20 protein-coding genes are annotated in these 24,920 nt (G+C 63.4%); 3 read left to right on the top strand and 17 right to left on the bottom strand.

Features of this window, described 5'->3' with window-relative positions; genetic code table 11:
- Positions 1-92: 92 nt before the first annotated feature.
- Both RA19_RS02835 and RA19_RS02830 read right to left on the bottom strand, forming a co-directional pair.
- Positions 93-1,739, bottom strand: coding sequence for a hypothetical protein (locus RA19_RS02835; protein WP_039159388.1), 1,647 nt, complete (start codon positions 1,737-1,739; stop codon positions 93-95).
- Between the two features lie 168 nt (positions 1,740-1,907).
- Positions 1,908-3,332, bottom strand: a complete 1,425-nt coding sequence (locus RA19_RS02830) for an aminotransferase class V-fold PLP-dependent enzyme (RefSeq protein ID WP_039159385.1) — start codon at positions 3,330-3,332, stop codon at positions 1,908-1,910.
- A gap of 104 nt (positions 3,333-3,436) precedes the next feature.
- Here RA19_RS02830 and RA19_RS02825 point away from each other — a divergent pair, with 104 nt between their 5' ends.
- Positions 3,437-3,898 (top strand): Lrp/AsnC family transcriptional regulator, encoded by a 462-nt coding sequence (locus tag RA19_RS02825; RefSeq protein WP_039159384.1) that lies wholly within the window; start codon positions 3,437-3,439, stop codon positions 3,896-3,898.
- A gap of 84 nt (positions 3,899-3,982) precedes the next feature.
- On the opposite strand, the gene RA19_RS02820 is transcribed toward RA19_RS02825, so the two are convergent.
- The 4 genes from RA19_RS02820 to RA19_RS02805 form a co-directional block, all read right to left on the bottom strand.
- Complete coding sequence (locus RA19_RS02820; protein ID WP_039159383.1) at positions 3,983-4,555, bottom strand: PA14 domain-containing protein; 573 nt, start codon at positions 4,553-4,555, stop codon at positions 3,983-3,985.
- Positions 4,556-4,694: 139 nt separating this feature from the next.
- A complete protein-coding gene (gene rpsD, locus RA19_RS02815; protein ID WP_039129266.1) occupies positions 4,695-5,315 on the bottom strand; it encodes a 30S ribosomal protein S4 in 621 nt (206 codons plus the stop codon).
- 219 nt (positions 5,316-5,534) lie between these two features.
- A complete protein-coding gene (locus tag RA19_RS02810) occupies positions 5,535-6,596 on the bottom strand; it encodes a Hint domain-containing protein (RefSeq protein ID WP_039159382.1) in 1,062 nt (353 codons plus the stop codon).
- 201 nt (positions 6,597-6,797) lie between these two features.
- The gene (locus RA19_RS02805; protein ID WP_039159380.1) at positions 6,798-7,715 is read right to left on the bottom strand and encodes a LysR substrate-binding domain-containing protein; all 918 of its coding nucleotides are present in this window, start codon (positions 7,713-7,715) and stop codon (positions 6,798-6,800) included.
- A 214-nt stretch (positions 7,716-7,929) separates the two neighbouring features.
- On the opposite strand from RA19_RS02805, the gene katG reads away from it, so the two are divergent.
- Positions 7,930-10,146, top strand: a complete 2,217-nt coding sequence (gene katG, locus RA19_RS02795; protein WP_039159376.1) for a catalase/peroxidase HPI — start codon at positions 7,930-7,932, stop codon at positions 10,144-10,146.
- Between the two features lie 175 nt (positions 10,147-10,321).
- On the opposite strand, the gene RA19_RS02790 is transcribed toward katG, so the two are convergent.
- The 6 genes from RA19_RS02790 to RA19_RS02765 form a co-directional block, all read right to left on the bottom strand.
- Complete coding sequence (locus RA19_RS02790; RefSeq protein ID WP_039159374.1) at positions 10,322-10,693, bottom strand: cytochrome C oxidase subunit IV family protein; 372 nt, start codon at positions 10,691-10,693, stop codon at positions 10,322-10,324.
- 9 nt (positions 10,694-10,702) lie between these two features.
- Positions 10,703-11,419, bottom strand: coding sequence for a heme-copper oxidase subunit III family protein (locus RA19_RS02785; RefSeq protein WP_039159372.1), 717 nt, complete (start codon positions 11,417-11,419; stop codon positions 10,703-10,705).
- A 12-nt stretch (positions 11,420-11,431) separates the two neighbouring features.
- Entirely contained in the window at positions 11,432-12,130 is a 699-nt protein-coding gene (locus tag RA19_RS02780; protein WP_039159370.1) for a cytochrome c oxidase subunit 3, read from the bottom strand.
- On the bottom strand, positions 12,127-13,899 hold the full coding sequence (locus tag RA19_RS02775; protein WP_039159369.1) for a cbb3-type cytochrome c oxidase subunit I: 1,773 nt from the start codon (positions 13,897-13,899) through the stop codon (positions 12,127-12,129). The genes RA19_RS02780 and RA19_RS02775 overlap by 4 nt, the downstream gene beginning before the upstream one ends.
- Before the next feature lie 113 nt (positions 13,900-14,012).
- Positions 14,013-14,843, bottom strand: coding sequence for a cytochrome c oxidase subunit II (locus tag RA19_RS02770; protein ID WP_039159367.1), 831 nt, complete (start codon positions 14,841-14,843; stop codon positions 14,013-14,015).
- Between the two features lie 219 nt (positions 14,844-15,062).
- Positions 15,063-17,552, bottom strand: a complete 2,490-nt coding sequence (locus RA19_RS02765; RefSeq protein WP_241479010.1) for a CoA transferase — start codon at positions 17,550-17,552, stop codon at positions 15,063-15,065.
- Positions 17,553-17,636: 84 nt separating this feature from the next.
- Here RA19_RS02765 and RA19_RS27630 point away from each other — a divergent pair, with 84 nt between their 5' ends.
- Positions 17,637-18,569 (top strand): LysR family transcriptional regulator, encoded by a 933-nt coding sequence (locus RA19_RS27630; RefSeq protein ID WP_039159365.1) that lies wholly within the window; start codon positions 17,637-17,639, stop codon positions 18,567-18,569.
- A gap of 55 nt (positions 18,570-18,624) precedes the next feature.
- Here RA19_RS27630 and RA19_RS02755 read toward each other — a convergent pair whose 3' ends face one another.
- From RA19_RS02755 to RA19_RS02735, 5 genes are all read right to left on the bottom strand, one after another.
- Positions 18,625-20,448, bottom strand: coding sequence for a BCCT family transporter (locus tag RA19_RS02755; RefSeq protein ID WP_039159363.1), 1,824 nt, complete (start codon positions 20,446-20,448; stop codon positions 18,625-18,627).
- A 75-nt stretch (positions 20,449-20,523) separates the two neighbouring features.
- Positions 20,524-21,534 (bottom strand): Ldh family oxidoreductase, encoded by a 1,011-nt coding sequence (locus RA19_RS02750; protein ID WP_039159361.1) that lies wholly within the window; start codon positions 21,532-21,534, stop codon positions 20,524-20,526.
- A gap of 12 nt (positions 21,535-21,546) precedes the next feature.
- Positions 21,547-22,176, bottom strand: coding sequence for a DUF3726 domain-containing protein (locus tag RA19_RS02745; RefSeq protein ID WP_039159359.1), 630 nt, complete (start codon positions 22,174-22,176; stop codon positions 21,547-21,549).
- Positions 22,173-23,861 (bottom strand): hypothetical protein, encoded by a 1,689-nt coding sequence (locus RA19_RS02740; RefSeq protein ID WP_039159357.1) that lies wholly within the window; start codon positions 23,859-23,861, stop codon positions 22,173-22,175. The genes RA19_RS02745 and RA19_RS02740 overlap by 4 nt, the downstream gene beginning before the upstream one ends.
- A gap of 5 nt (positions 23,862-23,866) precedes the next feature.
- The gene (locus tag RA19_RS02735; protein WP_039159355.1) at positions 23,867-24,850 is read right to left on the bottom strand and encodes a membrane dipeptidase; all 984 of its coding nucleotides are present in this window, start codon (positions 24,848-24,850) and stop codon (positions 23,867-23,869) included.
- Positions 24,851-24,920: the final 70 nt, after the last annotated feature.

The following is a 24,920-nucleotide window of genomic DNA, read 5'->3' as shown; positions in this document are numbered from 1 at the left end:
GGTGGGGAAGCACCAAGATGGTGCTTCCCCAAATGCTGCCGCCCCCTCCCGGCAGCCCCCGGCGCTGGCAGAGCGCATCAGGATCTGGCTTCCTAATGCGCGCCTGCTGTCTTGGGCATCTTGCGCTTGGCCTCTGCCATGATGATATTCTGGATCTCCTTGCGCAGTTCCATGTCCTTGCGCATCGCCTCGTTGGCCTGCTTCTGCATGGTGCCGGCCGACTGCGAGCCGTCCGAGCTGTTCAAGGCCTCACCCGCATATTTGCTGAGCGTTTTGCCGGAGATCTGCTTGGCAATCTCGCCGTAGATCGCGTCGCCGTGCAGTTTGATGAAATCCTCGGTGGCCTTGACGCCGTATTTTGCGATCAGGTCCTTCTTGACCGCGCCTTCCATGGCGGCTGGCGCCAGTTTGGTCTTGAGGAATTTTTCGGCCGCCGAGGTGAAGCCTGAGGAGAACTTCTCCAGCGCCTTGCCAGCACCGGCCGACATGATACCTGCGGTCAGAATCTTGGCGATGCTCTCCTTGATCTCCTTGGTGTTGGGCGGGCGGCCCTTTTCGATCAAGGGTTTGGCGAGGCCAATGGTTTCCTTGAGCGCCTCGGTCACCATGGCTTCGCCTGCCTTGGATTTCAGGAACTTCTCAAAGAAGGCCTTCACCGCCTTCTTGGGCAGCTCGCGCGAGAGTTTTTTGGCAGCCGCCTTGGCCAGATCGTCCGCCAGGCCCGCTGAAAGCTTGGCCGTCAGCTTGCCGCCCGCAGCCCCTGCGAGGCCGGCAATGAAACTGTCGATGAAGACTTTCTTGGCGGCGCCGTCCCAGGTCACCTTGTTGCCCGCCAGATGCTCACCCAGCTGGCCTGCGCTGGATTTCAGCGCTTCGGTGCTCGCGGCGGCAATGGCGTGGGCCTTGGCCGGCGACATGCCCTTGGTCGCCACCAGACGGGCGGTCATATAGGTTTCGACCACGGCAAAGGACACCTCGCGCACCACTTCCAGTTTCCAGACAATGGCGCCGGCGGTGCTGATGCGCTGGTCGATGAATTTCTTAAAGGCCTTGCCGCCGGTGTTATAGGCCTTCGAGGCCTTCACGTCCTGCTTATAGACCTTCTTCCAGTCCGGTTTCTTCTTGCTGGTCAGCGTCTTGAGCAGGCTTGCCTCGGATCGCGCATTCAGGATCGCAGTCCAGGGCGGATCAGTCTTGTGGTTGACCATGCTGACGGCAAATTCCGTCAAAGCGTTCAGGAAAGTCTCGTTGCCCTGCCGGGTGTTTTCCACTTCGTTGCAGAAATCGACCCATGATTCCGCCTGGCCGTACATCATCTCAGCCTTAGCCAGAAGCTTGCGGCGCAGCTCCTCCTGGCCCGCCTCATACTCCGCCACGGTGATCAGTTTGGTTTTGCCGTTCTCAACGACCTCGACGCGTTCGACTTTGGTATCCGCGGCGTATTGCGCGGCCAGCTTGGGCAGTCCTGCGTTCCAGGTGCGCATGCCGGGGTCGACAATGCCGTCGGGTTTGCGGAAGCCCAGTTTCTTCTTCTGGAAGTCCCGGATGGTCTTGATCAGCCCGGCATCGCATTTGGTGCTGACCTCAACGGAATAACCGTTCGCCTTGAGCATCAAACGCACCAATTCGACGTCTGCGGGATTGTTCTTAACGGGTTTGAATTTGCTTTCGCCGGTCTTGGGGTCCGGCTTGGTAATACGTTTCTTGTCGCCCACCGGGGCGGACAGCTTGAGGGCCATAACACAGCTCCGACTTTTTACTACAGTCAAAGCCTGCCACGGCCTGTTAGCGCTGTCCCGGGGGATTTAGAATAGAGTTTCCCCCTTTAATCGGCCGGTGCGGATACCTACATATCACGGGTATGTGAGGTGCTTCCCCGCCCCGGGAAAGCACACGTTCCATATGGCTCAGGCCACCAGCGCCTTGAACCGTGCGGTTTCCGGATCAACGTTGTAGCGCGGCGCCAGTTCTGCCGCGCGGCGGGTCAGATCGTTGACGCTGTCAATGATGTACTGCGCTGTCTGCGGCTCCATCAGGTAAGAGAAGTTGAGCCGCACCCAGCCGGGTTTTTTCATCTCCTCACCCGCCTGCAGCTCCGAAAACAACGTTTCAGATTCCGGCTGGCTGATGTCCAGCAGCCGGTGCGCATAAGGGCCGGCACAGGCACAGCCGCCGCGGGCCTGGATACCGTAGACATCGCTCAGCATCCGGGTGAAAAGCTGCTGATGCACCGGGGCCCCTGCCCCGTCCGAGACCAGGAAAGAGAAGATCGGCAGCCGGTGCGCGTCGCGCTGGCCAAGGATCCGCAGGCGCGGGTTGCCGGACCAGCCCTCCCAAGCCATTTGCGCGAACTGGGCCTCGCGGGCTTCGATCTGCTCTTGCCCGACGGCCTCTTTGACCAGGAAGGCGAGTGCGGCGCGGATGTCGCCGATCACATTTGGGGTGCCCGCCTCCTCGCGAGTCGCCAGGTCGCCGCTGTATTCATGCCGCCAAGGGGAAACAAAGCTGACCGTTCCCCCTCCCGGCCAGGAGGGGCAGCGGCGGCGCACCGCCTGAATGTTGACGACCAGTACGCCCGAGGCGCCGGGGCCGCCCGGGAACTTGTGCGGCGAGACCACCACTGCGTCTTTGCGCGCGGCCCCTTTGGCCCCCATGTCAATCGGCAGGTAGGGCCCGCCGCCGGCATAATCCCACACGGCCAGCGCGCCGTGGGCGTGCAGCAGGCGGCTGATCGGATCCGGATCTGTGATGATGCCGGTCACGTTGGAGGCCGCCGAGAAACTGCCGATTTTCAGATCGCTGCCTGCGTGGTCCTGCAGCGCCTGCTCCAAGGCTTCGAGATCCACTCCGCCTCCGGGGGCTTCCGGGATTTCCACCACCTCAGCCTTGCTTTCGCGCCAGGGAAGGATGTTGGAGTGATGCTCATAAGGGCCGATGAAAACAACCGGCCGGTCTGCCTCGTTCACGCCGAACAGGCTGACCAGCCGGTTGAGGCCCGCGGTGGCGCCCGATCCGGTGAAAATCACCGCATCATCCCCAGTGGCGCCGGTCATGCGGGCAATTTCAGCCCGCGCCTCTCGGCGCAGGCGGGTCATTTGAGTACCGCAATAAGAGGCTTCGGTATGGGAGTTGGCGTAGAATGGCAGCACCTGCCGTGCCACGAAGTCCTCGACTTGGCGCAGAGCGCGGCCTGAGGCGACATAGTCGGCGTAAACCAGCGGCACCTCGCTATCGAGGCCCGGGATCACCATCCCGTCGCCAATCACGCTTTGGCCCATGCTGCCATCCACGGCCGCCTGGTGGATCGTTTGTTTGAATGCTGCCAGGGTCATACCGCGCCTCCGTTTTTGCTGCAGCTATTGTGAACGGATGAAGGCGCGAAAGCTTAATCAATTACTGAGTATTTTGTCGAAGAATTGTGTCATATGATCTACTCATGAGCAAATCAATCGATCAGATTGACAGGGCGATTCTGCGTGCGCTGCAGCAGGATGCCAGCCTGTCGCAACGGGAGCTGGCCGACCAGGTCGGCTTGTCTCAGAACGCCTGCTGGCGGCGGCTGAAGGCGCTGAATGACAGCGGGCTGCTGCAGGGGTCCACCGCGCGGCTGGACCGCAAGCAGCTGGGGCTGGATCTGGTGGTGTTTGTGCTTTTGCGCACCCGGCACCACTCGGCGGATTGGCTGCAATCCTTCCGCCGCCATGTGCTGGCAATCCCCGAAGTCGTGGATTTCCACCGCATCGGCGGCGATTACGATTACCAGCTGAAAGTGGTGACCCAGGACATGGCCAGCTATGACCGGGTCTATCAGCGGCTGATTTCCGGCGTCGAGCTGGACAGCGTGACCTCCTACTTTGCGATGGAGGCGATTGCCGAGGGGCGGGTGCTGCCGTTGTAGCGCACCCAAAAGGAGGGGGCGCTGCCGCCTCGGCCTGCGGCCTCGCCCCCGGGGTAATTTGGACCAGAAAGAAGCAGCGAAGCCTTAGTGGCCGAAGGCGCTGTCCTTCATCCATTTCGGGCGCTTGCCGTCCGGGCCCATGCGCATGTGCAGGCAGGCGGTGCCCTGGCGCTGGAAGTAGAGGATGTCGACCGGATACCAGCCGGCGGAAGGCACTTCGACCTCTGTCAGGATGGTGCTGTCGCAGGACTGGCGGCCGTCGAACTCTCCCACGACCTGGCCGCCGATACTGGCGCGTAGCCCGTCGTTGGTCAGGAAGTCGATGTTATGGATACCAGGCTGATCCAGCTTCACGTAACCGGTGATCCGCGCCACCACATTGAGCGCCCGCTTGGAGGTCAGGGTATTCTCGCCCTCTTCGGTGTCGCGGTTGTCGAGACCGGCGAGAGGCAGGCCCGGCTCGCTGGAGATTTTCAGCGCTGAGGAGGCCTCGGCCAGTGTCTTCACATCGTGGGGATAGGCGTAGACCACAGACAAGCCCGGCTGCACGCCAGAGGGTTGCGGGTCTGCCGGGGCCAGTTTCAGCGGCGCTGCGTTTGCAGCGGCGGCAAGCGTCAGTACGGCGCATGCGGCGGCAGCCTTCAAAATGGTTTTCATCAGTCACTCCCTGTCGTTTTCGGGCAGGATAGTGGCTGGCGCGGCCCAGGGCTACCGGCTTTTGCGCTGCCGCCGCCGCAACGGAAAAGGGCTGCCCCATGGGACAGCCCTTCCAGCCTCTTGCCCTGCGAGCAGCGGCTTAGTTCTTGGCGTAGAATTCGACGACCAGGTTCGGCTCCATCACAACCGGGTACGGCACGTCGCCCAGAGCGGGGGTGCGCACGAAGGTCGCTTTCATTTTGGAGTGGTCGGCTTCAATGTAATCCGGCACGTCGCGCTCGGCCAGCTGAGTGGCTTCCAGCAGGGCAACCATCTGCTTGGACTTGTCGCGGACCTCGATCACATCGCCTTCTTTGACGCGGTAGGAGGGGATGTTCACGCGCTTGCCGTTCACGGTCACGTGGCCGTGGTTCACGAACTGGCGGGCCGCAAAGACGGTGGCCACGAACTTGGCGCGGTAAACAACGGCGTCCAGGCGGCGCTCGAGCAGGCCGATCAGGTTTTCACCGGTGTCGCCGGTCACACGGACGGCTTCGCCATAGATGCGGCGGAACTGCTTTTCGGTCAGGTCGCCGTAGTAGCCTTTCAGCTTCTGCTTGGCGCGCAGCTGGATGCCGAAGTCGGACAGTTTGCCCTTGCGGCGCTGGCCGTGCTGGCCCGGGCCGTAGTCGCGGCGGTTGACCGGGGACTTCGGACGGCCCCAGATGTTTTCGCCCATGCGGCGGTCGATTTTGTACTTGGCAGACGTGCGTTTGGTCACGGCTGATCTCCTTCGTTTATGGTTTCGAAGGGCGTTGTCCTCTTGAGGTCTCCCCCATGACAGGCATCCCCTTGCGGGGGCCACCAACACCAATGAAGCCGCGCTTATATAGGGGGATAGGGCAGAGTCAACACAGCGCTGCCGGGTTTTGCGGGAAAATCCGCAGAAACTGCAATGGCCCGCGCACTGAATAGCGCCCGGGCCGGAAAGGGTAAAGCTTCAGGCCGCCTCGTGGCCGAGAATCGCCGCCTCGGAGGCGCTGAGGTTGCGGCGTGCATAGGCACCGTAGGCGAGCGGATTGCGCGCAAGTTCCGGCTGCAGGCTGAAGAGCCGTGCCCGGTCGCTGTCGCCAAGGGCCGTGAGTGCGGCGTTGGACGGGTGGAAGCTTTCGGTTTCGACCCCGTTGGCCCAAAGCACCTGGTGGTTGGCCAGCATGATATGGATGTAGGTCACCTCGCGCACAGAGGCGTCCGGCAGGATGGTGCGGCCATTGACCAGATCGCCGGCGGCCACTAGCACCTCAGGGGTGTTGAACAGCGCCTGCATCCGGTCACCGCGCAGCAGCATCCGGTGGTCGGGAGAAACCAGCAGTTCCTGCTCCGGCCGGTCGATGCCCAAAGCGCCCGCATGGATGCGGACCGGGCGCAGCCGCGGCATCACAAACAGCCGGGCGCCGCTGATCCGGCGCGAACCGATCCACAGGATTTCCTGAGCGCCATTGTCGCGGGTCTGGACCTTTTCACCTTCGCGCAGCTGCTCAACCCGCTTCGGGCCGCCGGGCGTGGCGATCAAGGTGCCAGGGGTAAAGCAGATCACCCCGGATTCGCCCTGGGGACGGTCAGCATGAACAGACCCCAGCGAGTGATGCACCACCCACAGGTCGGCGCCGCGCGGCGGCAGTTCATCTACAAACATCAGCAGCGGCCGCTGCCCCGGCCCCACTTCGATCAGTGTGACGGTGAAACTCTGCACCCCGTTGGTGACCACGAAACTGCTGTCGAGCAGCGGTTCGTCCACCTCGACCGCCTCAACATCGATCCGGTTCTGAACGGCTGCACCGACCAGCCGGCGCACCGAGCGCGCTGCCCGGCGGCGCAAATCTGCCTCGCCATTTGCCATATCCAGCCGCAATAGCCCTGCCGGCCCGTCCACCCGCACAGCGTCGCCGTGCCAGGACCAAGCCGCCCCCACATCCAGAGCGTCAACCGGCGCGGCCGGAAGGCCGTCGATCTCGGTTTGCGACCAGGAAACAACAAACGTGCCACGAAAGCCCGTTTTCATCTGCCTGTATGCCTGCTTCAGTTCATTATTATTAACGAAACGTTAACAAAGCGCTGTTCCAGCGGAAACAGTAGCACCATAAAATGGTTGTGAGCGTGCCATTTACGCATCAAACCTCATGCAGGTTGCATGACAGGGGCAGCGTGCAAGCCTTCACTGCGGCGCTGCAGAGGCGCCGCTCAACACCGGCCGATCCGCGTGCTACCCCAATGGAATATAGCTGGAGCGCAGCACCTCAGCCGAATGGCGCACAACTTCGGCCACCTGTGTCAGCTGCCGCGCCAAGGGATTGCTGCGGCGCCAGATCATGCCGATGGTGCGCGTCGGCTGCGGGTCGCGGAAGCGTGCAACCGAAACCTCCGCCGAGCGGGTCTCGACCGGAACCGCCATTTCGGGAATCAGCGTGACCCCGATCCCCGCACTCACCATCTGCACCAGGGTCGACAGCGAGCTGCCGTCCAGCAGCTCGCGCGGGGCAGCTGATTGCATGTTGCAGAAAGACAGAGCCTGATCGCGGAAGCAGTGCCCCTCCTCCAGCAGTAAAAGCCGCATTTCGCGCAGGCCCTCGGGCCCTGGCACCGGTTTGCCCGCGTCATCTCCCGGGCGCACCAGCACGAAGTCCTCAGCAAACAGCGCCACTTCCTCGAACGCCGGTTCCGAGACCGGCAGCGCCACGATGGCCGTGTCCAGCCGCCCCTCCCCCAGTTCCTCCAGCAGTTTGGGCGTCACTGTTTCACGCACGCGGATGTCAGCCTCGGGGTGCTGCTGCGCCAGGTTGCCGACAATCGACGGCAGCAGATACGGCGCGATGGTGGGAATCACCCCGATCCGCAGCCGCCCGGCGAGCCCCTCGCGCGAGGCCCGGGCCAGCTCGCCCAGCTCATCCACCGAGCGCAGGATGCCGCGCACCCGCATGGCAAGGTCCTCGCCAAAGCTGGTCAACCGGACCTGGCGGGCGGTGCGTTCCACCAGCTGCACCCCAAGAACCTCCTCCAATTCCTTGATCTGAACAGACAAAGCGGGCTGCGACACAGCGCAGGCCTCGGCGGCGCGGCCGAAATGGCGGTGCTGGGCCAGCGCCTCGAAATAGCGCATTTGGCGGAGGGTCACGTTAATCATAGGATTTTCCTATCACGGCGATGAAAAAATGCAACTTAAGCCAATGAATTTTCCCTGCTAGCCTCAAATTCAGGAAGACAGGGAGGACCGGCATCAGCCTTTGGCCGTTTGCATTTCCAAACGGCGCAGAGGCCGCGCATATGCAGCCGCACAGGTCCCGGAAGACTTCCGCCACGTAGCACATCTGAATTTGCAGCCACGATCGGAGATAAGAATGGACGGAAATAACCCCGCAGGAAAATGCCCGGTGATGCACGGTGCGGCGCTGAACACCGACAGCGGCGGAACCTCGAACCAGGATTGGTGGCCGAACCAGCTGAACCTGAAAATCCTGCATCAGAACTCGGCCAAATCGAACCCGATGGGCGCTGATTTCAACTATGCCGAGGAATTCAAGAAGCTCGACCTGAAGGCGCTGAAAGCCGATCTGACAGCGCTGATGACCGACAGCCAGGACTGGTGGCCGGCGGACTATGGCCATTACGGCGGGCTGTTCATCCGGATGGCCTGGCACAGCGCGGGCACCTACCGCACCGCCGATGGCCGCGGCGGCGGCGGCACCGGGCAGCAGCGCTTTGCGCCGCTGAACTCCTGGCCCGATAACGGCAACCTGGATAAGGCGCGCCGCCTCTTGTGGCCGATCAAGCAGAAATACGGCAACCGGATCTCCTGGGGAGATCTGATGATCCTGGCAGGCAATGTCGCCATTGAATCGATGGGCGGGCCGACCTTTGGCTTTGGCGGCGGACGCGCGGACGTCTGGGAGCCGGAGGAAGACGTCTATTGGGGTTCTGAAACCGAATGGCTGGCCACCAGCGACCAGGCCAACAGCCGCTATTCGGGCGACCGCGAGCTGGAAAACCCGCTGGGCGCCGTGCAGATGGGTCTGATCTACGTGAACCCGCAGGGCCCGGACGGCAACCCGGATATCCTCGCCTCCGGCCTTGATGTGCGTGACACCTTCGGGCGCATGGGCATGAACGACGAGGAAACCGTGGCGCTGGTCGCCGGTGGGCATACATTCGGCAAAGGCCATGGCGCCGGCCCCGAAGAGGACGTGGGCGCGGAACCTGAAGGCGCGGCGATGGAGGCGATGGGCTTTGGCTGGGCCAACGCCTATGGCAGCGGCAAGGGCGACGACACCACAACCTCGGGCTTCGAGGGCGCCTGGACCGCGGACCCGGTCAATTGGGACAACGGCTATTTCGACCTGCTGTTCGGCTATGAGTGGGAACAGGCCACCACCGGCACCGGCAATATCGTCTGGCACCCGGTGGACGTGAAGGAAGAGGACATGGCCCCCAAGGCGCATGACCCCTCGACTAAGGTCACCACCATGATGACCACGGCTGATATGTCGATGCGCTTTGACCCGATCTACGGGCCGATCTCCAAACGGTTCCACGAGAACCCTGAGGAGTTCGCCGACGCCTTTGCCCGCGCCTGGTTCAAGCTGACCCACCGCGATATGGGGCCGGTGGCGCGCTATCTCGGCGATGAAGTGCCCAGCGAAGAGCTGATCTGGCAGGATCCGGTTCCTGCAGTGGACCACGCACTGGTGGATGCCGCGGATGTGGCGGATCTGAAGGCCAAGGTTCTGGCTTCCGGCCTGACGGTTTCCGAACTGGTCTCGACCGCCTGGGCCTCTGCTTCGACCTACCGTGGCTCGGACCATCGCGGCGGCGCCAATGGCGGCCGCATCCGGCTGGCGCCGCAGAAAGACTGGGACGTGAACCAGCCGGAGCAGCTGGCCCGTGTGCTGGGTGTGCTGGAGGGTATCCAGAGCGACTTCAACGGCGCTGCTGCGGGCGGCAAGAAGATCTCCATGGCCGATCTGATCGTGCTGGCGGGCTCGGCAGGCGTCGAGGCCGCGGCCAAAGCGGGCGGGCACGAGGTTGAGGTGCCCTTCACCCCGGGCCGCACGGACGCGAGCCAGGAGCAGACCGATCCCGAGGGCTTTGCTGTGCTGGAACCGGAGGCAGATGGTTTCCGCAACTACCAGAAGGCGGCCTATAGCGTGCCGGCTGAAAAGATGCTGGTCGACCGGGCGCAGCTCTTGACGCTGGGCGCGCCGGAAATGACGGCGCTGGTTGGCGGCCTGCGGGTGCTTGGCGCCAATCATGGCAGCTCTGCCCATGGTGTGTTCACCGACCGGGTTGGCACGCTGAGCACCGACTTCTTCGCCAACATCCTTGATATGGGTGTGGAGTGGAAACCGGCGGAAGACGGCACCTATGAGGGCCGCGACCGCGCCAGCGGTGATGTCAAATGGACCGGCACCCGCTGCGACCTTGTGTTCGGCTCCAACTCGCAGCTGCGGGCGCTGGCCGAAGTTTATGCGCAGGGTGACGGTGAAGCCGCCTTTGTGCAGGACTTCGTGGCGGCCTGGGTCAAGGTGATGAACGCCGACCGGTTCGATCTGACGGCGTAAGCCAACTCCCCTACAGTCACAGGGCGCTCCGGGAAACCGGGGCGTCTTTCCTTTGCGCCTGCCCGAAATTGCCGAAGGGAGAAAAACGGAAATGTGGCGCCCGCCCCTTGGAGGCGCGGGACGGGCGCAGCCCGGCCTGCCGGCCGGACGGGGGTGGAATTGACGTCTGGGTTTATTACTCTGCGGCGGCCGCCCCCTGTCCGAATTCGATCACACGGGTCTCAGCTGTGTAATCCGACTCGATGATCAGGATCGCCAAGAGGCCGATCATCGCCAAGGGCGGCAGCAGGATGGCATAGATCAGCGCCAGCCGCTCCCAGGCCATATGCATGAACACGGCAATGATCAGCCCGGCCTTCAGGGTCATGAAGATCAGGATCAGGCTCCAGCGCAGCAGCCCCTGCAGCTGGGCATAGTCCACCCAGTAGGACGCGGCGCTGAGCACGAACAGCAGCACCCAGACCACGAAGTAGAGTTTGATCGGATGCTGCTGCCCTTCGTCATGTGCCATGGCGCTGGTCTCCATTGCGTGCGGTGTGTCAGTCATGGCGGCCCCCTACCACAGATAGAAGAATGCAAAGATGAAGACCCAGACCAGGTCGACGAAGTGCCAGTAGAGCCCCATGATCTCGACTGCCTCGTAGTCGCCGTTGCCTGCCGACATCCAGCTGCGCTGATCGCGGTCGAATTCCCCGCGCCAGACCTTGAGGGCCACGATGATCAGGAAGATCACGCCGATGGTGACATGGGTACCGTGAAAGCCGGTGATCATGAAGAAGCTGGCGCCGAACTGCTCGGCCCCCCAGGGGTTGCCCCAGGGGCGCACGCCTTCGGAGATCAGCTTAGACCATTCAAACGCCTGCATGCCGACAAATGCCGCGCCCAGCGCGGCGGTGGCCAGCATCAGAAGAGCTGTAGCCTTGCGCGCCTTCCGGTAGGCACAGTTGACGGCCATCGCCATGGTGCCGGAGGAGGTGATCAGCACAAAGGTCATGATGGCAATCAGGATCAGCGGCAGGTTGGCGCCGCCGATATGCAGGGCAAAGACCTCGCTCGCATTGGGCCATTCAACGGTGGTGGAGCTGCGGGCGGTCAGATAGGCGACCAGGAAACAGGCAAAGATGAAGGTATCGCTGAGCAGCAGAATCCACATCATCGCCTTGCCCCAGGAGACCTTCTTGAACACCCGCTGGTCCGACCCCCAGTCGGCGGCAAAGCCGCTGTGCCCCTGCTGCAGCAGCGTCTGGTCCTGGCCTTGAAGTTTGCTCTCCATCTCTCCCCTCCCTTAACCCACGGCGGCGCGGCAGAGCGCCAGAAACGCGTTGCCCCAGCCCTGCAGCAGCGCAAACAGCATCAGCCAAAACGCCAGAAGCGTGTGCCAGTAGAGCGCGCAAAGCCGCACCCCCGGCAGCAGCGCCTTGACGTCCCCTGCCCCGGCGTGGCGCAGTGCCACCCATGCCAGCGCGACGATGCCGCCCAGCATATGCAGCCCGTGCAGGCCGGTGATCAGATAGAAGAAGCTCGCCGCCGGGGTGCCGTCGAGCCGGTAGCCGCCCGCAGTGAGTTCAATCCACACCTGCGCCTGCCCCGCCAGAAAGGCGAGTGTGGCGATGCTGGCGGAAATCAAGCTGGCATTGAGCCAGCGCGCGGTGCCGGCCCGGGCCGAGATCACCACAAATTGCAGAAAGAGGCTCGCCAAAAGCAGCAGCCCGGTGTTCAGCCAGACCCGGGTAGGCAGCGGCACCAGCTCCCAAGGGGTCTCGTCGATCTGCATGACAAAAGCGCTGCCGAGCATGGCAAACAGCCCGCCCACCACCGCCAGGAACACGACGATGAAGATGAAGCCCGGCGCCTTGCCCGGGCCGTGGCCCGCCAGCGGAGCAATCCCGGTTTCCAGCCAGGGCTTAGAGGCCAGATGCTGCTGCGACAGCCACAGGCCCGCAGCCAGGGCGACCAGCGCCAGGAAGGCGAGGATGACCGTCACAGCCGTGTGTCCTCACTGTTTGAGACCCAGGGATCGTTCTGGGCGATGTAATCCTCGGGCGCACCGGGCACGCTGTAGTCATAGGCCCAGCGGTAGACATTGGGCAGTTCCTCCCAATTGCCGTGCCTTGGCGGGGTTTCTGGCGTCTGCCACTCCAGCGAAGTTGCCCGCCAGGGATTGCCGCCGGACGCGCGCCCGTGGCGCAGGCTCCAGAAGATGTTGAACAGGAACAGCACCTGCACGGCCCCCACGATCAGCGCCGCGGAGGAGATAAAAGCGTTCAGCCCATCCACCGGTGCAGTCAGGAAATCGGGCTCGCCGATCTCGAAGTAGCGCCGCGGCACGCCAACGAGGCCCACGTAATGCATCGGGAAGAACACCGCATAGGCGCCGATAAAGGTGACCCAGAAATGGATATGGCCCATCGCTTCGTTCAGCATGCGGCCGGTCATCTTGGGGTACCAGTGGTAGATCGCGCCGAAGATTACCATGATCGGTGCAACCCCCATGACCATGTGGAAATGGGCGACCACGAACATCGTGTCCGAGAGCGGCACATCAACCACCACGTTGCCGAGGAACAGCCCCGTCAGCCCGCCGTTCACAAAGGTCACGATGAACCCAAGCGCAAACAGCATCGGAATGGTCAGGTGAATGTCGCCCTTCCACAGCGTCAGCACCCAGTTGTAGACCTTGATCGCGGTTGGAATGGCGATAATCAGCGTGGTGGTGGCAAAGAAGAAGCCGAACCACGGATGCATGCCCGAGACATACATATGGTGCGCCCAGACAATGAAGCTGAGCGCGCCGATGATGACGATGGCCCAGACCATCATCCGGTAGCCGAACACGTTCTTGCGCGCATGCACGGCAATCAGGTCGGAGACGATGCCAAAGGCAGGCAGCGCCACGATATAGACCTCGGGGTGGCCGAAGAACCAGAACAGGTGCTGGAAGGCAATCGGGCTGCCGCCGCCGTAGCTGAGCTTTTCGCCGAGCTCGACCAGGGTTGGCATGAAGAAAGAGGTGCCCAGCAGACGGTCGAACAGCATCATCACGCAGGCGACAAACAAGGCCGGGAAAGCCAAAAGCGCCATGACAGTGGCGGTGAAGATGCCCCAGACCGTTAGCGGCAGCCGCATCATCGTCATGCCGCGGGTGCGCGCCTGCAGCACGGTCACCGCATAGTTCAGCCCGCCCATTGTGAAGCCAATGATGAAGAGAATGAGCGACAGCAGCATCAGGATGATGCCGCTTTGGGCGCCGCCGGGGGTGCCGGAGAGGATGGCTTGCGGCGGGTAGAGCGTCCAGCCGGCGCCGGTGGGGCCGCCGGGGACAAAGAAGCTGGCAACCAGCACCAGCACCGCCAGCAGATAGATCCAGTAGCTGAGCATATTGACGAAGGGGAACACCATGTCGCGGGCGCCGACCATCAGCGGGATCAGGTAGTTGCCGAAACCGCCGAGGAAGATCGCGGTCAGCAGGTAGATCACCATGATCATCCCGTGCATGGTGACGAACTGGTAGTAGGCCTCAGGCGTGATGAAGTCGAAGGTGCCGGGAAATCCCAACTGCAGCCGCATCAGCCAGGACATCACCAGCGCCACCAGACCGATGGCCACAGCGGTGCCGGAATACTGGATGGCGATGTATTTGGCGTCCTGCGAGAAGACATATTTGCCGATCCAGCTGTGTGCATGCGGCGGCATAACATCGGCCACCTCTCGCGGCGGCAGCTGCATCTGTTCGTCAGAACCGCGGTCTACCATTCCTTCCTCCTCCCGTGTTTCCTCCCCAGTCCGGCGGCAATCAGCACGCCGGGCCATCGGGGCCGCAGAAGGGGGGCGGCCCGGTCAGGCCTATGTGTCCGGCGCGGTGCCGGTCAGTTCTCCGCCAGTTGCACCGGGGCGCTTGCCCGGGCGTTGCCGGCGTATTCCTCAAAAGTCAGCTGCTCCTGCAGCCACTCCTGGTATTCCTCTTGCTCCACCACGGTGACATAGCCGCGCATGAACGGATGCGCGGTGCCGCAATATTCGGCGCAGAGCACTTCAAAGGCGCCGGTGCGGGTCGGGGTGAACCAGATATAGGTGACCATGCCCGGCACCATATCCATCTTGGCGCGGAACTCGGGCACGTAGAAATTGTGCAGGACGTCGATCGAGCGCAGCAGCAGCTTCACCGGCTGATCCACCGGCAGATAGACCTCGCCGCCCTCGACGATGATGTCATCCTTGCCGAACCGGTCGTGCGGGTTGATGCCCAGAGGGTTTTCGCCATCCACCCATTCCGCATCCGCAGTGCCCAGCACCCCGTCCTCGCCGGGCAGCCGATAGGCCCAGCTCCACTGCTGGCCGAAGACCTCAAGCTCGGTGGCTTCGTCAGGCACGGTGACGAACTGGTGCCAGACAAACAGCCCAGGCACCAGCATCGCTGCCACCCCCACGGCAGTCACGCCGGTCAGCCACCATTCCAGCTTCTTGTTTTCCGGATCGAATTCCGCCCGGTGCCCCGGCCGGTGCCGGTACTTCCCCACACAATAAGCCATAAACAGGATCACCGCCGCAAACACGGCGCCGGTGATCCAGAAGGTTATGACCAGCGTGTTGTCGATATAGTCCCAATTCGACGCGATCGGCGTCCACCACCACGGACTGTACAGATGGAACGCGACAGATCCCGCCACGATCAGCACAAGCACGATCGCAATCAGCATCCCGCCCCCTTTCACCGCCGCCCGGCCCCTCCCAAGGCCCGGCTGCAAGCTTATTCGGCATGAGACGTCAGTATATTACGGTTTCACATTTCAATCCAGAAACCGGAAGTTGTACGCCTTTTGCGGCAGAGAATTGCCCATTCCATGCAATTCCCGCAAAGACAAAGGGGCGCCCGGCCAGGACGCCCCTCCCTGTTTCCCGCAGACGGAAATCCCAGCTCATTCAGGCATGTATTTCTCCGACCAGCTTTCGCCTGCAGAGCCGCTGGCGATCATCGCATTGGCCTGGTCTTCGGAATAGCCCAGCCGTGCCAGGATTGCCCGTGTGTGCTCGCCGTATTTCGGCGCCGGGCCGGGGATGCTGATGCGGCCTGCCTGCGGGCGCACCGCATTGGGCGCCACCAAATCGCACCAGCGGCCCATCGGGTGCTGGTCGTGGCGGATCACCCGGAAAGTGGCCTCAGACAGATCGATGCTGCCTTCGCTTTCCAGCTGCAGCGCCGCGTCGCGGGTTTCGTGCAGCGAGGACAGCGGCACCGCGGCAGCTGAGCTTTCGGCGAAGGCTGCACGCCAATGGGCAAGCGGCCGTGCCGCAAAACGGTCTGACAGGGCCGCATGCAATTGCTCTTCCGGCAGTTCCGCCAGATCCGCCAGTTCCGGCACCCGCGCCAGCGCAGCGCCGCGCTCGGTGGGGGCGGCGAAGAAGAACCAGGCGTCGGCTGCCTGGTAGCAGTGGTAGAACGGCCCCCATCCCAAGGCGCCCCGGCCCGAGGGTTCGTCGAAGGGCGTCCGGTCCTCGTGGTCATACATGAACTGCGCCTGGATCAGGTTGCCGGCGCCTGCCAGCGAAGCGCGCGCCACGCCGCCCTTGCCGGTTTCCTTGAGCCGCAGCAGCGCGCCGCCGAGCGCTACACAGGCGCAGAAGCCTGTGAGCACGTCAATGGTGCCGAAATGGGCGTGTTCCTCGGGCGTCTCCATGCCGCCGCCAAAACGCACCATCACGCCGGTGGCCGCCTGCGCCAGGTCATCATAGCCGAGGTGGTCGGATTTCGGTCCGCGCATCGGGCCGCCAAAGGCATCCAGCTGCACCAGGATCAGGCGCGGGTTGATCGCGGCCAGCCGCTCCGGCGAAAGGCCAAGTTTGTCGCGCTGCTCGTCGGTGCCGTTCATGGTGACGACATCCGCATCCGCAATCAGCCGTGCCAGCGCCTCCTGCCCTTCATCGGTGCGCAGGTTCAGCAGGATGCTCTCCTTGCCGCGCTGCGCGTGGATGCCGAAGACAACAGTGTTCCAAGGGTCCACCGACGGCTCCACCGCCTGCACTAGGGTCAGCTCGGCACCATAGCGGGCCAGGGTCGAGCCGATGGTCGGCCCGGCGATCACATTGGTGAGGTCGACAACCTTGAGCCCGTCGAGCCAGCCCCAGCCCTCCCGGCTGCTGGCGCCGCCGCGTTCAGGTTCCGCCAGCAGCGCCGCCAGATCCGCCTCCGCCGCGCTGGATTTCTGCGCGGCTGCCTCATCGCCGGACAGCCAGGCCACATTGCCCATTTGCTGCATCAGCCCGTGTTTGGCGTCCTCTACCTGCAGGATCAGCCCGGAGGCCAAAGCATGCGGGTCATGCAGCCATTCCTTGGTGAAGCGCTGTGCGGTAGCGGGCGCCTTGGCGGTGCCGAACAGCTCTTCCCATTCATGCGAGGGCTTAGTGAGGAAGGCCTGTTTCATCGCCGTGGACACGCGTTCGCGGTCGGACGGCCCCACCGGGTAATTGCGCATCGACCATTCCGCGGGCCAGTCCTTGGTGTCCAGATAGGCGGAGAAATCCGGCAGCTCGTCGGCCAGCTCCTTCAGTCCCAAAGTCTCCAGCACCCGGCGCGGGTGGGTGGCGACCGAGCCGCTCACCACATAGAAACCGCGCCCATCGGCGCAGGTGTAGGTGCGGTAGAACGGGTCGAGGAATTCCGACAGCTCCTCAAACGCCAGGTTCATCGGTAGGCCTTCGGCCTCGCGCCGGTCCAGCTCCACCTCGCGCGGGGATTTGTAGCGTTCGGGGTAGTCTTCGATCTGCTCGCAGTTATAGACCAGCCCTTCCAGCAGCGCGGCGGCCAGCGGCACTTCGATGTGGTCGCCGCCGTTCTGTTCCCGCGCGTTCAAGGCAAAGAGCACCGACATGGCGCCGAAGCTCGCGCCATAGGCCGAGGCCAGAGTCAGCGGCGAGAAGGACGGGTTGATGCCCATCAGGCGGCGGTTCAGCCCCATGTCGGTGAACTGGCCGGTGTAGGCCGCGATGACCGCCTCCCAGGCCGGCAGGTCCGCCAGTTCCGCATCAGTGGAGGCAAAGCCCGGCATCGAAAGATAAACCAGCTGATCATTGGCGGCGCGCAGCACCTCGGGCCCCAGGCCGAGGCGGCTCATTACACCGGGGCGGAAGTTCTCGATCACCACATCTGCGCGTTTGGCCAGTTCGATGGCGGTGGCGCGGCCCTCGTCCGATTTCAGGTCCAGCTCCAGTGTCTGCTTGCCCCGCGACAGCATGTCGAAGGCCGGGCCGTCAAAGCCGGTGCCGCCGGGCGGGGTGATGCGGATCACCTCGGCGCCCATGTCAGCCAGCATCATGCCGGTCAGGGGGCCGGCCAGGTAATGGCCGAAGTCGAGAACGCGAATGTGGGAAAGGGGGCGCTGCGGCATGGGATAGTCTCGCCTGTTGTCCATTGGATAGGTCATTCCGCCACAGATTATCTTGGCCCCCGGCAATATCCACTGGTCAAAAACATATGCAGTCCCTAATATTTCCTGATGGAACTCATGATACGCCCCACTGCCGGTTCGCTGAATGCCCTGATGGTGCTGGAGGTCGCTGTGCGCCATGCCAGTCTCTCACGCGCCGCTACCGAACTGGGCCTCAGCCAACCCGCGGTCTCGCGCCATATCGCAACGCTGGAGGACCGGCTGCGCCAGCCGCTGTTTGAGCGCAACAACAACCGGATCACGCCCACTGCCAATGCCGCAAGACTAGCCGATGCGGTGGCGCTGGGACTGGGCCATGTGGATCAGGCCTGGAGCGAGGTACTGGCCGCCCCCGATCCGGGCGAGGTGACCTTGGCCTGCACCTTCGGATTTGCCGATCAATGGCTGATGCCGCGCTACTCGGACCTGCGCACACACCTTGGCGGCAGCCGTGTGCGGGTGGTGACCACCGACCAGCTGGGCGACATCGACCTGTCGCGCCTGGATGCGGCGGTGGTCTGGGACCCGTCGCGGATGCCAGACCGCCCCTATTTCCCGCTGATCCCGGCGGAGACCTTCCCGATCTGCAGTCCCGAGTTCCTGAGGGAACACCCCGAGGCCGCATTCGGCATCTCAAGCCTGCCGCCGGAGCTGTTTCTGCACTTCGATCCCGGCGCCTCGAATTTTCTGACCTGGGAGAGCTGGTTCATCCTGACCGGTCTGACGCCGCCGCGGCTTGACCCCTCGGCCGAATTCGACGCTTACCCTTTCCTGCTGCAATCCGTGCGCCGCGGCGAAGGCGTCGGGCTGGGCTGGACCGGCATCGTGGATGACGCGCTGGCCCGCGGCGAGGTGCTGCGGCTGGGGCCAACGGTGTCGGACCGCGCGCACAGCTATTTCCTGCAGCACCGCCCGCTGGGCAAAAGCAGCGGCACGCTGGAACGGATGCTGAAATGGTTCAAGCTGGAGGCCCAGGACGGCAGCACCGCCAATACCAATTGAAAAGGCCGGGGGACATTCGCCCCCCGGCCCTGCGCTTTACAAGGAAAGCCGTGTTTTATTCAGCCGGAGCTGCAGCCTTTTCACGCTGTCCGTCACGGAACAGCGCTTTGGCCAGGGACACGCACATCAGGCCCATCACCATGGTGAACGGCAGCGCGCCGATGATCATCGCGCTTTTCAGCGCTTCCATCGGATCGGCTCCGCCGTTCTGCTTGCCTGCGAACAGCAGGGTGCCGATCACCGCGGTCAGGATCAGGCCCCAAACGATCTTGTGCTTGTTGCCGATGTTCTGGTCGCCGCCGGACATGATGGTGTTCATCACCAGGATGCCGGAGTCAGCCGAGGTGACCAGGAAGGTCATGATCAGCACAACACACATGATGGTGATGCCGGACAGCAGGCCGCCGTCGATCATCTGGCCCAGGGTCACGAACAGCTTGGCGGTGTTCGATGCGCCGATGATTGCGCCTTCTGCGCCGCCGGTCAGTTCCAGATCGATGGCGGTGCCGCCCAGGATGGTCATCCAGGCAAAGCAGACCAGCGCCGGTGCGAACACGCAGCCCACGATGAACTCACGCACAGAACGACCGCGGGAAATGCGCGCCAGGAACAGGCCAACGAAGGGCGAGAACGCGATCCACCAAGCCCAGTAGAAGGTGGTCCAGCCAGCCTGCCAGCCGAACTGTCGCTGTGCTTCACCAGCTGCATAGGTTGCCGCCAGAACGTCGTCGGACAGGGCAGCAGCTTCGCCTTCCAGGCCGGATTTGAAGCCGTCGAAGGACCCCCAGGCATTGGTTGCGCCGCCGCGCAGAGCATCTGCGTAGGGTGCGGCGTCTGCCGGAAGGGCTGCTGCAAAGTCAGCTGCGGACTGCGGACCGTAAGCGCCGAAGCTCAGCGAGACAAAGTGCAGGATGTAGTCAACAAATGCCGAGGCATAGGTGGTCATGGCGAACATGAAAGAGCCGAAAACCACGAAGGTCAGCAGCAGGATGATCGACAGAACCAGGTTCAGGTTCGACAGATACTTCACGCCGCGGCCAACGCCGGATACAGCCGAAATGATCGACAGGCCCATAATTGCGAACAGGCCGGACAGCAGGCCAACAGTTCCCGGAGCAGGCGCATCGCCGCTCATGTCCATCATCCATTCCATGCCGGTGATAGCATAGACGCCGTCCACAAACTGGGACACGCCGAAGCCGATGGTGACGGAGACGCCCAGGATGGTTGCAACAACGCCCAGCACGTCCACGACATGGCCCAGGAAGCCGTTCATCAGCTTGCCGAACAGCGGGGTCAGCGCGGTGCGGATGGTCAGCGGCATGTCACGGGTATAGGCGTAGTAAGCCAGCGACAGGCCGGTCACCACATAAATTGCCCAGGCGTGGAAACCATAGTGCAGGAAAGTATAGCGGAAGCCCGACTGCACCGCTTCTTCGGTGTTGCCAACGACTTCCTGTGCCAGAACCACAGGGTTGGAACCCCACAGGCCCAGCGGCTCGGCGGTTGCAAAAACCATCAGGCCGACACCCAGACCGGCGCCGAACATCATCGAGAACCAGGAAAAGTCCGAGAACTCTTTGCCTTGGCCCGGTCCCCCCATGATCCGCTTACCGGTTTGCGGCAATGCGGCGACCACAAACAGGAAAAAGGCGAAGAAACCTACGATGATGATGTAGAAGGCGTTGAAATCCTCAAGGATACGCCAGTTGAGGCTGCCCAGCACGCCCGTGGCGTTTGCCGGCCAGACCAGTGCCCAGAGAACCAAGGCGACCATGATCCCCTTGCTGAGCAAGGCAATCTCAAGGCTGTGCCCTTGATAAAAACCGCTTGGAGACGTCTTAATCTCCAAGTCGGTAAACGGTTGTTTTACTGACATGCGTTTCCTCCCATTCGCACGTGCCGCACCGAGGTGCGGGGTTTCCGGCGGCTTGCGGAACCGCCGGGATTGGCGTCAGCCCAGCAGGGCCTCGATCTTTTGCAGCGTTGCCACGTTGACCGCGACGCCTTCTTGACGGGCCTGCAAGCGCTTTGCCCGCCGCCCGTCTCCGGGCAGGTGTGCGCCAGCCTGGCCGCGCACCGCTTCCACGATCCCGGCCAATCCGGCACCAAAAGCGTCATCTGATGTCGCTCCCGGGTCGATTGCGATGAACATTTGGCCGGTTTTCGGCGGGCCGCCTGCCGTGCCCGAGAAGGGCGAAGCGTTGATGCCGAGCTTTGCGCCGGTCAGCGCCGCAGCCATGATTTCGGTGAGCAGCGCGACACCGACGCCCTTGTAGCCGCCCGACGGCGCCATCGAGCCTTTGAGGCCAGCGTTGGGGTCGGTGGTCGGGTTGCCATCAGCATCCAACGCCCAGCCCAGCGGGATTTCCTTGCCTTCGCGGGCGTGCTTCATGACTTCGCTTTTGGCGATGGTGCTGGCGCTCTGGTCGATCAGCAGCTCCGGCTCGCCATCCGCACCCGGCACTGCAATCGAGAACGGGTTGGTGCCGACAACCGGCTTTTTGCCGCCCGACGGTGCGATCGAAGCCGGCGCATTGGTGAAGCCGAGACCCACCAGCCCGGCGCGGGCCAGGCGGGCGGTGTGATAGCCCAGAACGCCGCAGTTATAGCTGTTGCGGATCGCCAGAACCGCAACGCCCTGTGCGCGCGCTGCTTCGGTCAGGGCCTCAAAGCCCATATCGATGGCGGCATGGGCAAAGCCAGTGGCCGCATCCACCGCCACAACGCCGGGACGCGGGCGGGTCAGCACCGGAGCCGCCTGACCATCCACTTTGCCGCACTGCACGTGCTCGGCATAAATCGGGATATAGGCCAGGCCGTGGCTGGCCACACCGTCGGCTTCGGTCGCCGCAGTGGCAACGGCCAGCGGCCGGGCATTGGCCTCGGACGTGCCTGCTGCCACCAGGGCGCGGAAGGACAGGTCCTCGATCTCGGCGAGGGTCATGGTTTTGGTTTCGGTCATATCGGGGCCTCTTCAGTCGTTGTCCGACAGCCCGGCACCCGCGCCCAAGAGGCGCGACTCCTCGGTCGCCGGAGCATAGGTTTTATGGGCAAAACGGTTGAGCACGGCCCAACCCGCCTCCTCCGGTTCAGCGCGGGTGGCGAGCGGAGCGGAAGCAGGCAGGCTGCCCTCTGCGCGTATGGTCAGGCTGGCAGCGGTATCCGGCAGAGTGCCTTCGACCTGCAGTACGCTGCCGTCGGTAACGGCTTGAAAGCCCTCGCCTTCGATGGTGACACAGGCGCCAAGACGGCGTGCGGCCAAGGCAGCAAAGGGCAGGATGAACGCAGGCTGCGCAATCGGCCCCATGGCCTGCGGCGCCTGTTGCAGGCGCATAGCGCAATCCGAAAGGGCGGCGCCGGTTGCCAGCGGGCAGAGCAGCGCATCAGCCTGCCAGCTGCCGCTCAGGTTTTGCGGCACATGGGCAGGCAGGTTTGCGGCAAAGCCGCCTTCCAACAGCCCGGCCAGCACGGCTGCACCATCGAGCCCCTGTGCGCAAAGCCAGCGGGTGGCTTTTGAGGCTTCCTCGGCCAGTCCCCAGTCATAGCCGGCACCGCGGGCGGCGCGTTTGGCGGTGGCTTCCACTTCGTTCAGGGAAAAGCTCATTGCTCTGCCTCCGGATACACCCACAGGTCGGAGTTGGCGGTGGTCAGGCCCTCCGGGTAAGGCGCGCCCGCATACATGCAGATCCGCACCCAGCGGTCCGAGCGCGGGTCGAAATGGGTGGCGCCGAAGAACGACAGCTTTGCCCGCAGCATGTCGATCGGCAGCACGCGGTCGCTGATGGTGTTGCTGCGGATCTCGCCATAGGGTGCCACCTGGCTCATCTGCGCCCGGCGCACGGTGTGGCGGTGTTCGGGGTGACGCAGCAGGAAGCCGGCAATGAGCTCGTCCGCGTCCCAGTCCGCCAGCGCCGCATGGGCAAGAGCTGCATCGCGTGCCGGGGCCAGCGGCTGTTCGTATTCCGAGATCGGCTCCTCAAAGCGCTCGCCCATGCGCGGCTCCAGCTTCTCTTCCGAGACATACCAGGCGCGGGCACAGTTCTCGCGCGCGTCCCAGTCCAGATCCAGCGCCCAGCCGAAACTTTCGGCGATCAGGCCGCGCAGCTTGGACACCGGCATGGAACCGTCAATTACGAAGGCGTCCTTGTTATGGTCGGCCATTGAGGGCGCCAGCTCATCCACCAGTTCCCCATAAGGCTCCAAAATGAGCGAGGCGGCCAGCTCCTGCCCCTCCAGGCTCAATTCCGCTTCGCTCCAGCGGATCAGCCGGTCCCAGGGGCGGTCATTCAGCAAATCATCCGCGGCCACCCAAGCCGCCAGCGCCTCCAGATCCTTGGCCAGCGCCGCCAGTTTTTCCACCTGCACCGGGTGCTCCGAGCGCCAGCGCGCGGCGGAAATCTCGCTCCGCCGCAGCATCCTGCGGAAACAGGCGGCCTCTTCGCCCGTGGCGGTCTCGACCGAGCGCACCCGGGCAATCGCTTCTTCCCGCGCGGCAATCCAGTTGTTGAACAGCACCGGGTGGTTAACGATGTAGGGCGCCATGCCCAAGCCGGTGGAGTTGCCGATGCCCAGCTGCCGGGCAGTCTCGGGTGCCATCCGCGCCGCCTGATCGCCGCCTCTGGCGCGGGCCATATGCTCAACCAGGTCGCGGACAAAGGCGCGTGTCAGGAAAACCGACAGCATCTCGGCCTGGAACGGACCCTTCATCTCTGCGCGGTCCGCGATGATGTCCCGGTCCGCGGCGCCGAACTTGCCGGAGCCGTAGACCGCGGTGGTGCGCATCAGGTAGCCGACGCTTTCGATCTGCGCCGGGTCGGGCTGGCGCCCTTCAGAAAGGCACTCCACCACATGCGCCCACAGCCGCACCGAACGGTTGGCCCGCGACAGCGACAGCTCGCTGCCGCTGACCCGGCCCGCTTCCTGGTAGGGTACGTTCTTCGACAGCCGCTCAATGTCAGCCTCAGTGGGCACCCCGTCGAACAGGGCAAAGGTTGCGTCCCAGGCGGTGGCGATCACCCGGTCCGAGCGCATCTCGGGCGGCAGATCATGGGCAAAGGCCACGAGGGAATAAGACCGCGCGGGGCCGGTGGCGGTATAGACCGCAACACCAACACCCTTGGCATCGATATCAAACTTGGGCCGGGAGAAGCTCCAGTTCTCCTCGGCCATGCGCCGTGTCAGCACCCGCATGAAGCTGAGGCGGCACTGATGCAAAGAGCCGAGCCGGCTGAGGCGCATCACCTGCGCCGGGTCCCGTCTTGATATCGTTGTCTGCGCGGTTGTTTCCATAAAGCCTATCCTTTGGGGCCAAAGTTTTCGGCAAAGAACCGGTACCAGTTCCCGCCCATGATGCCGCTGACTTCCTCATCGTTCATGCCCGTCGCGCGAAGGCCCTCTTCGATGTTTCCAAAGTCGCGGTTGTCCTGGAACCAGCTGGGCATTTCCGGAAAACCCGGAGCGGCGGCTGATCCTTCGCCGTAGTCGATTTCCTTGCTCCAGCGGCCGACCCGCATCCATTCCACGACGCTGTCGGGCTGGTCCTGGCAAAGGTCGGTGCCGATGCCGAGGTGCCCGGTCCCGTACTTTTCAGCAGTACGGGCAATCATCTCGCAGAAGCTCTGCAGAGTGCAGTCTGACTTGTCCTTGAGGTGGTGCGGATAGACCGAGAAACCCAGCATGCCGCCATGGCCGGTGACCGCGCGCAGCACATCGTCTTTCTTGTTGCGCAGGGCCGGCGACCACTCATGCGGGTTGGCATGGGTGATGGCGATCGGGCGGGTGGAGATCTCGGCCGCCTCGATGGTGGAGCGGTCGGCGGAATGGCTCATGTCCACAATCAGGCCGACCCGGTTCATCTCCTTGATCACCTGCTTGCCCATGCGGGTGATGCCGGGATCCTCTGCCTCGTAGCAGCCGGTCGCCAGCAGCGACTGGTTGTTGTAGGTGAGCTGCATAAACCGTGCACCCAGGGTGTGCAGGATCTCGACCAGGCCGATGTCGTCTTCCATCGGCGAAGGATTCTGGAAGCCAAAGAACACCGCGGTGCGCCCCGTTTCGCGGGCCTTGTCGATGTCCGAGGCCCACTGCCCCTTCATGATCAGGTCCGGGTACTGCTCGAACCAGCGGTTCCACTTCTCGAAATTCAGAACCGTCTCGCGGAAGTTCTCGTGATAGGCAATGGTGACATGGATCGCGTCCACGTTGCCTGTCCGCAGCTGGCGGAAGATCTTCTCGGACCAGTTGGCATATTGCAGGCAGTCGATACGGTATCCGGTCATTCATGCACCTCGGTTTTCAAATCCAGCGCCCGGCCACTTTCAGGCAAAGGGCAAGTGGCGCCCGCCGCGT

The sequence above is a fragment of the Leisingera sp. ANG-M1 genome, from assembly GCF_000813745.1.
Lineage (GTDB): Bacteria > Pseudomonadota > Alphaproteobacteria > Rhodobacterales > Rhodobacteraceae > Leisingera.
The sequence above is the reverse complement of the archived record's forward strand: the minus strand, read 5'-3'. Positions and strand labels throughout refer to the sequence as shown.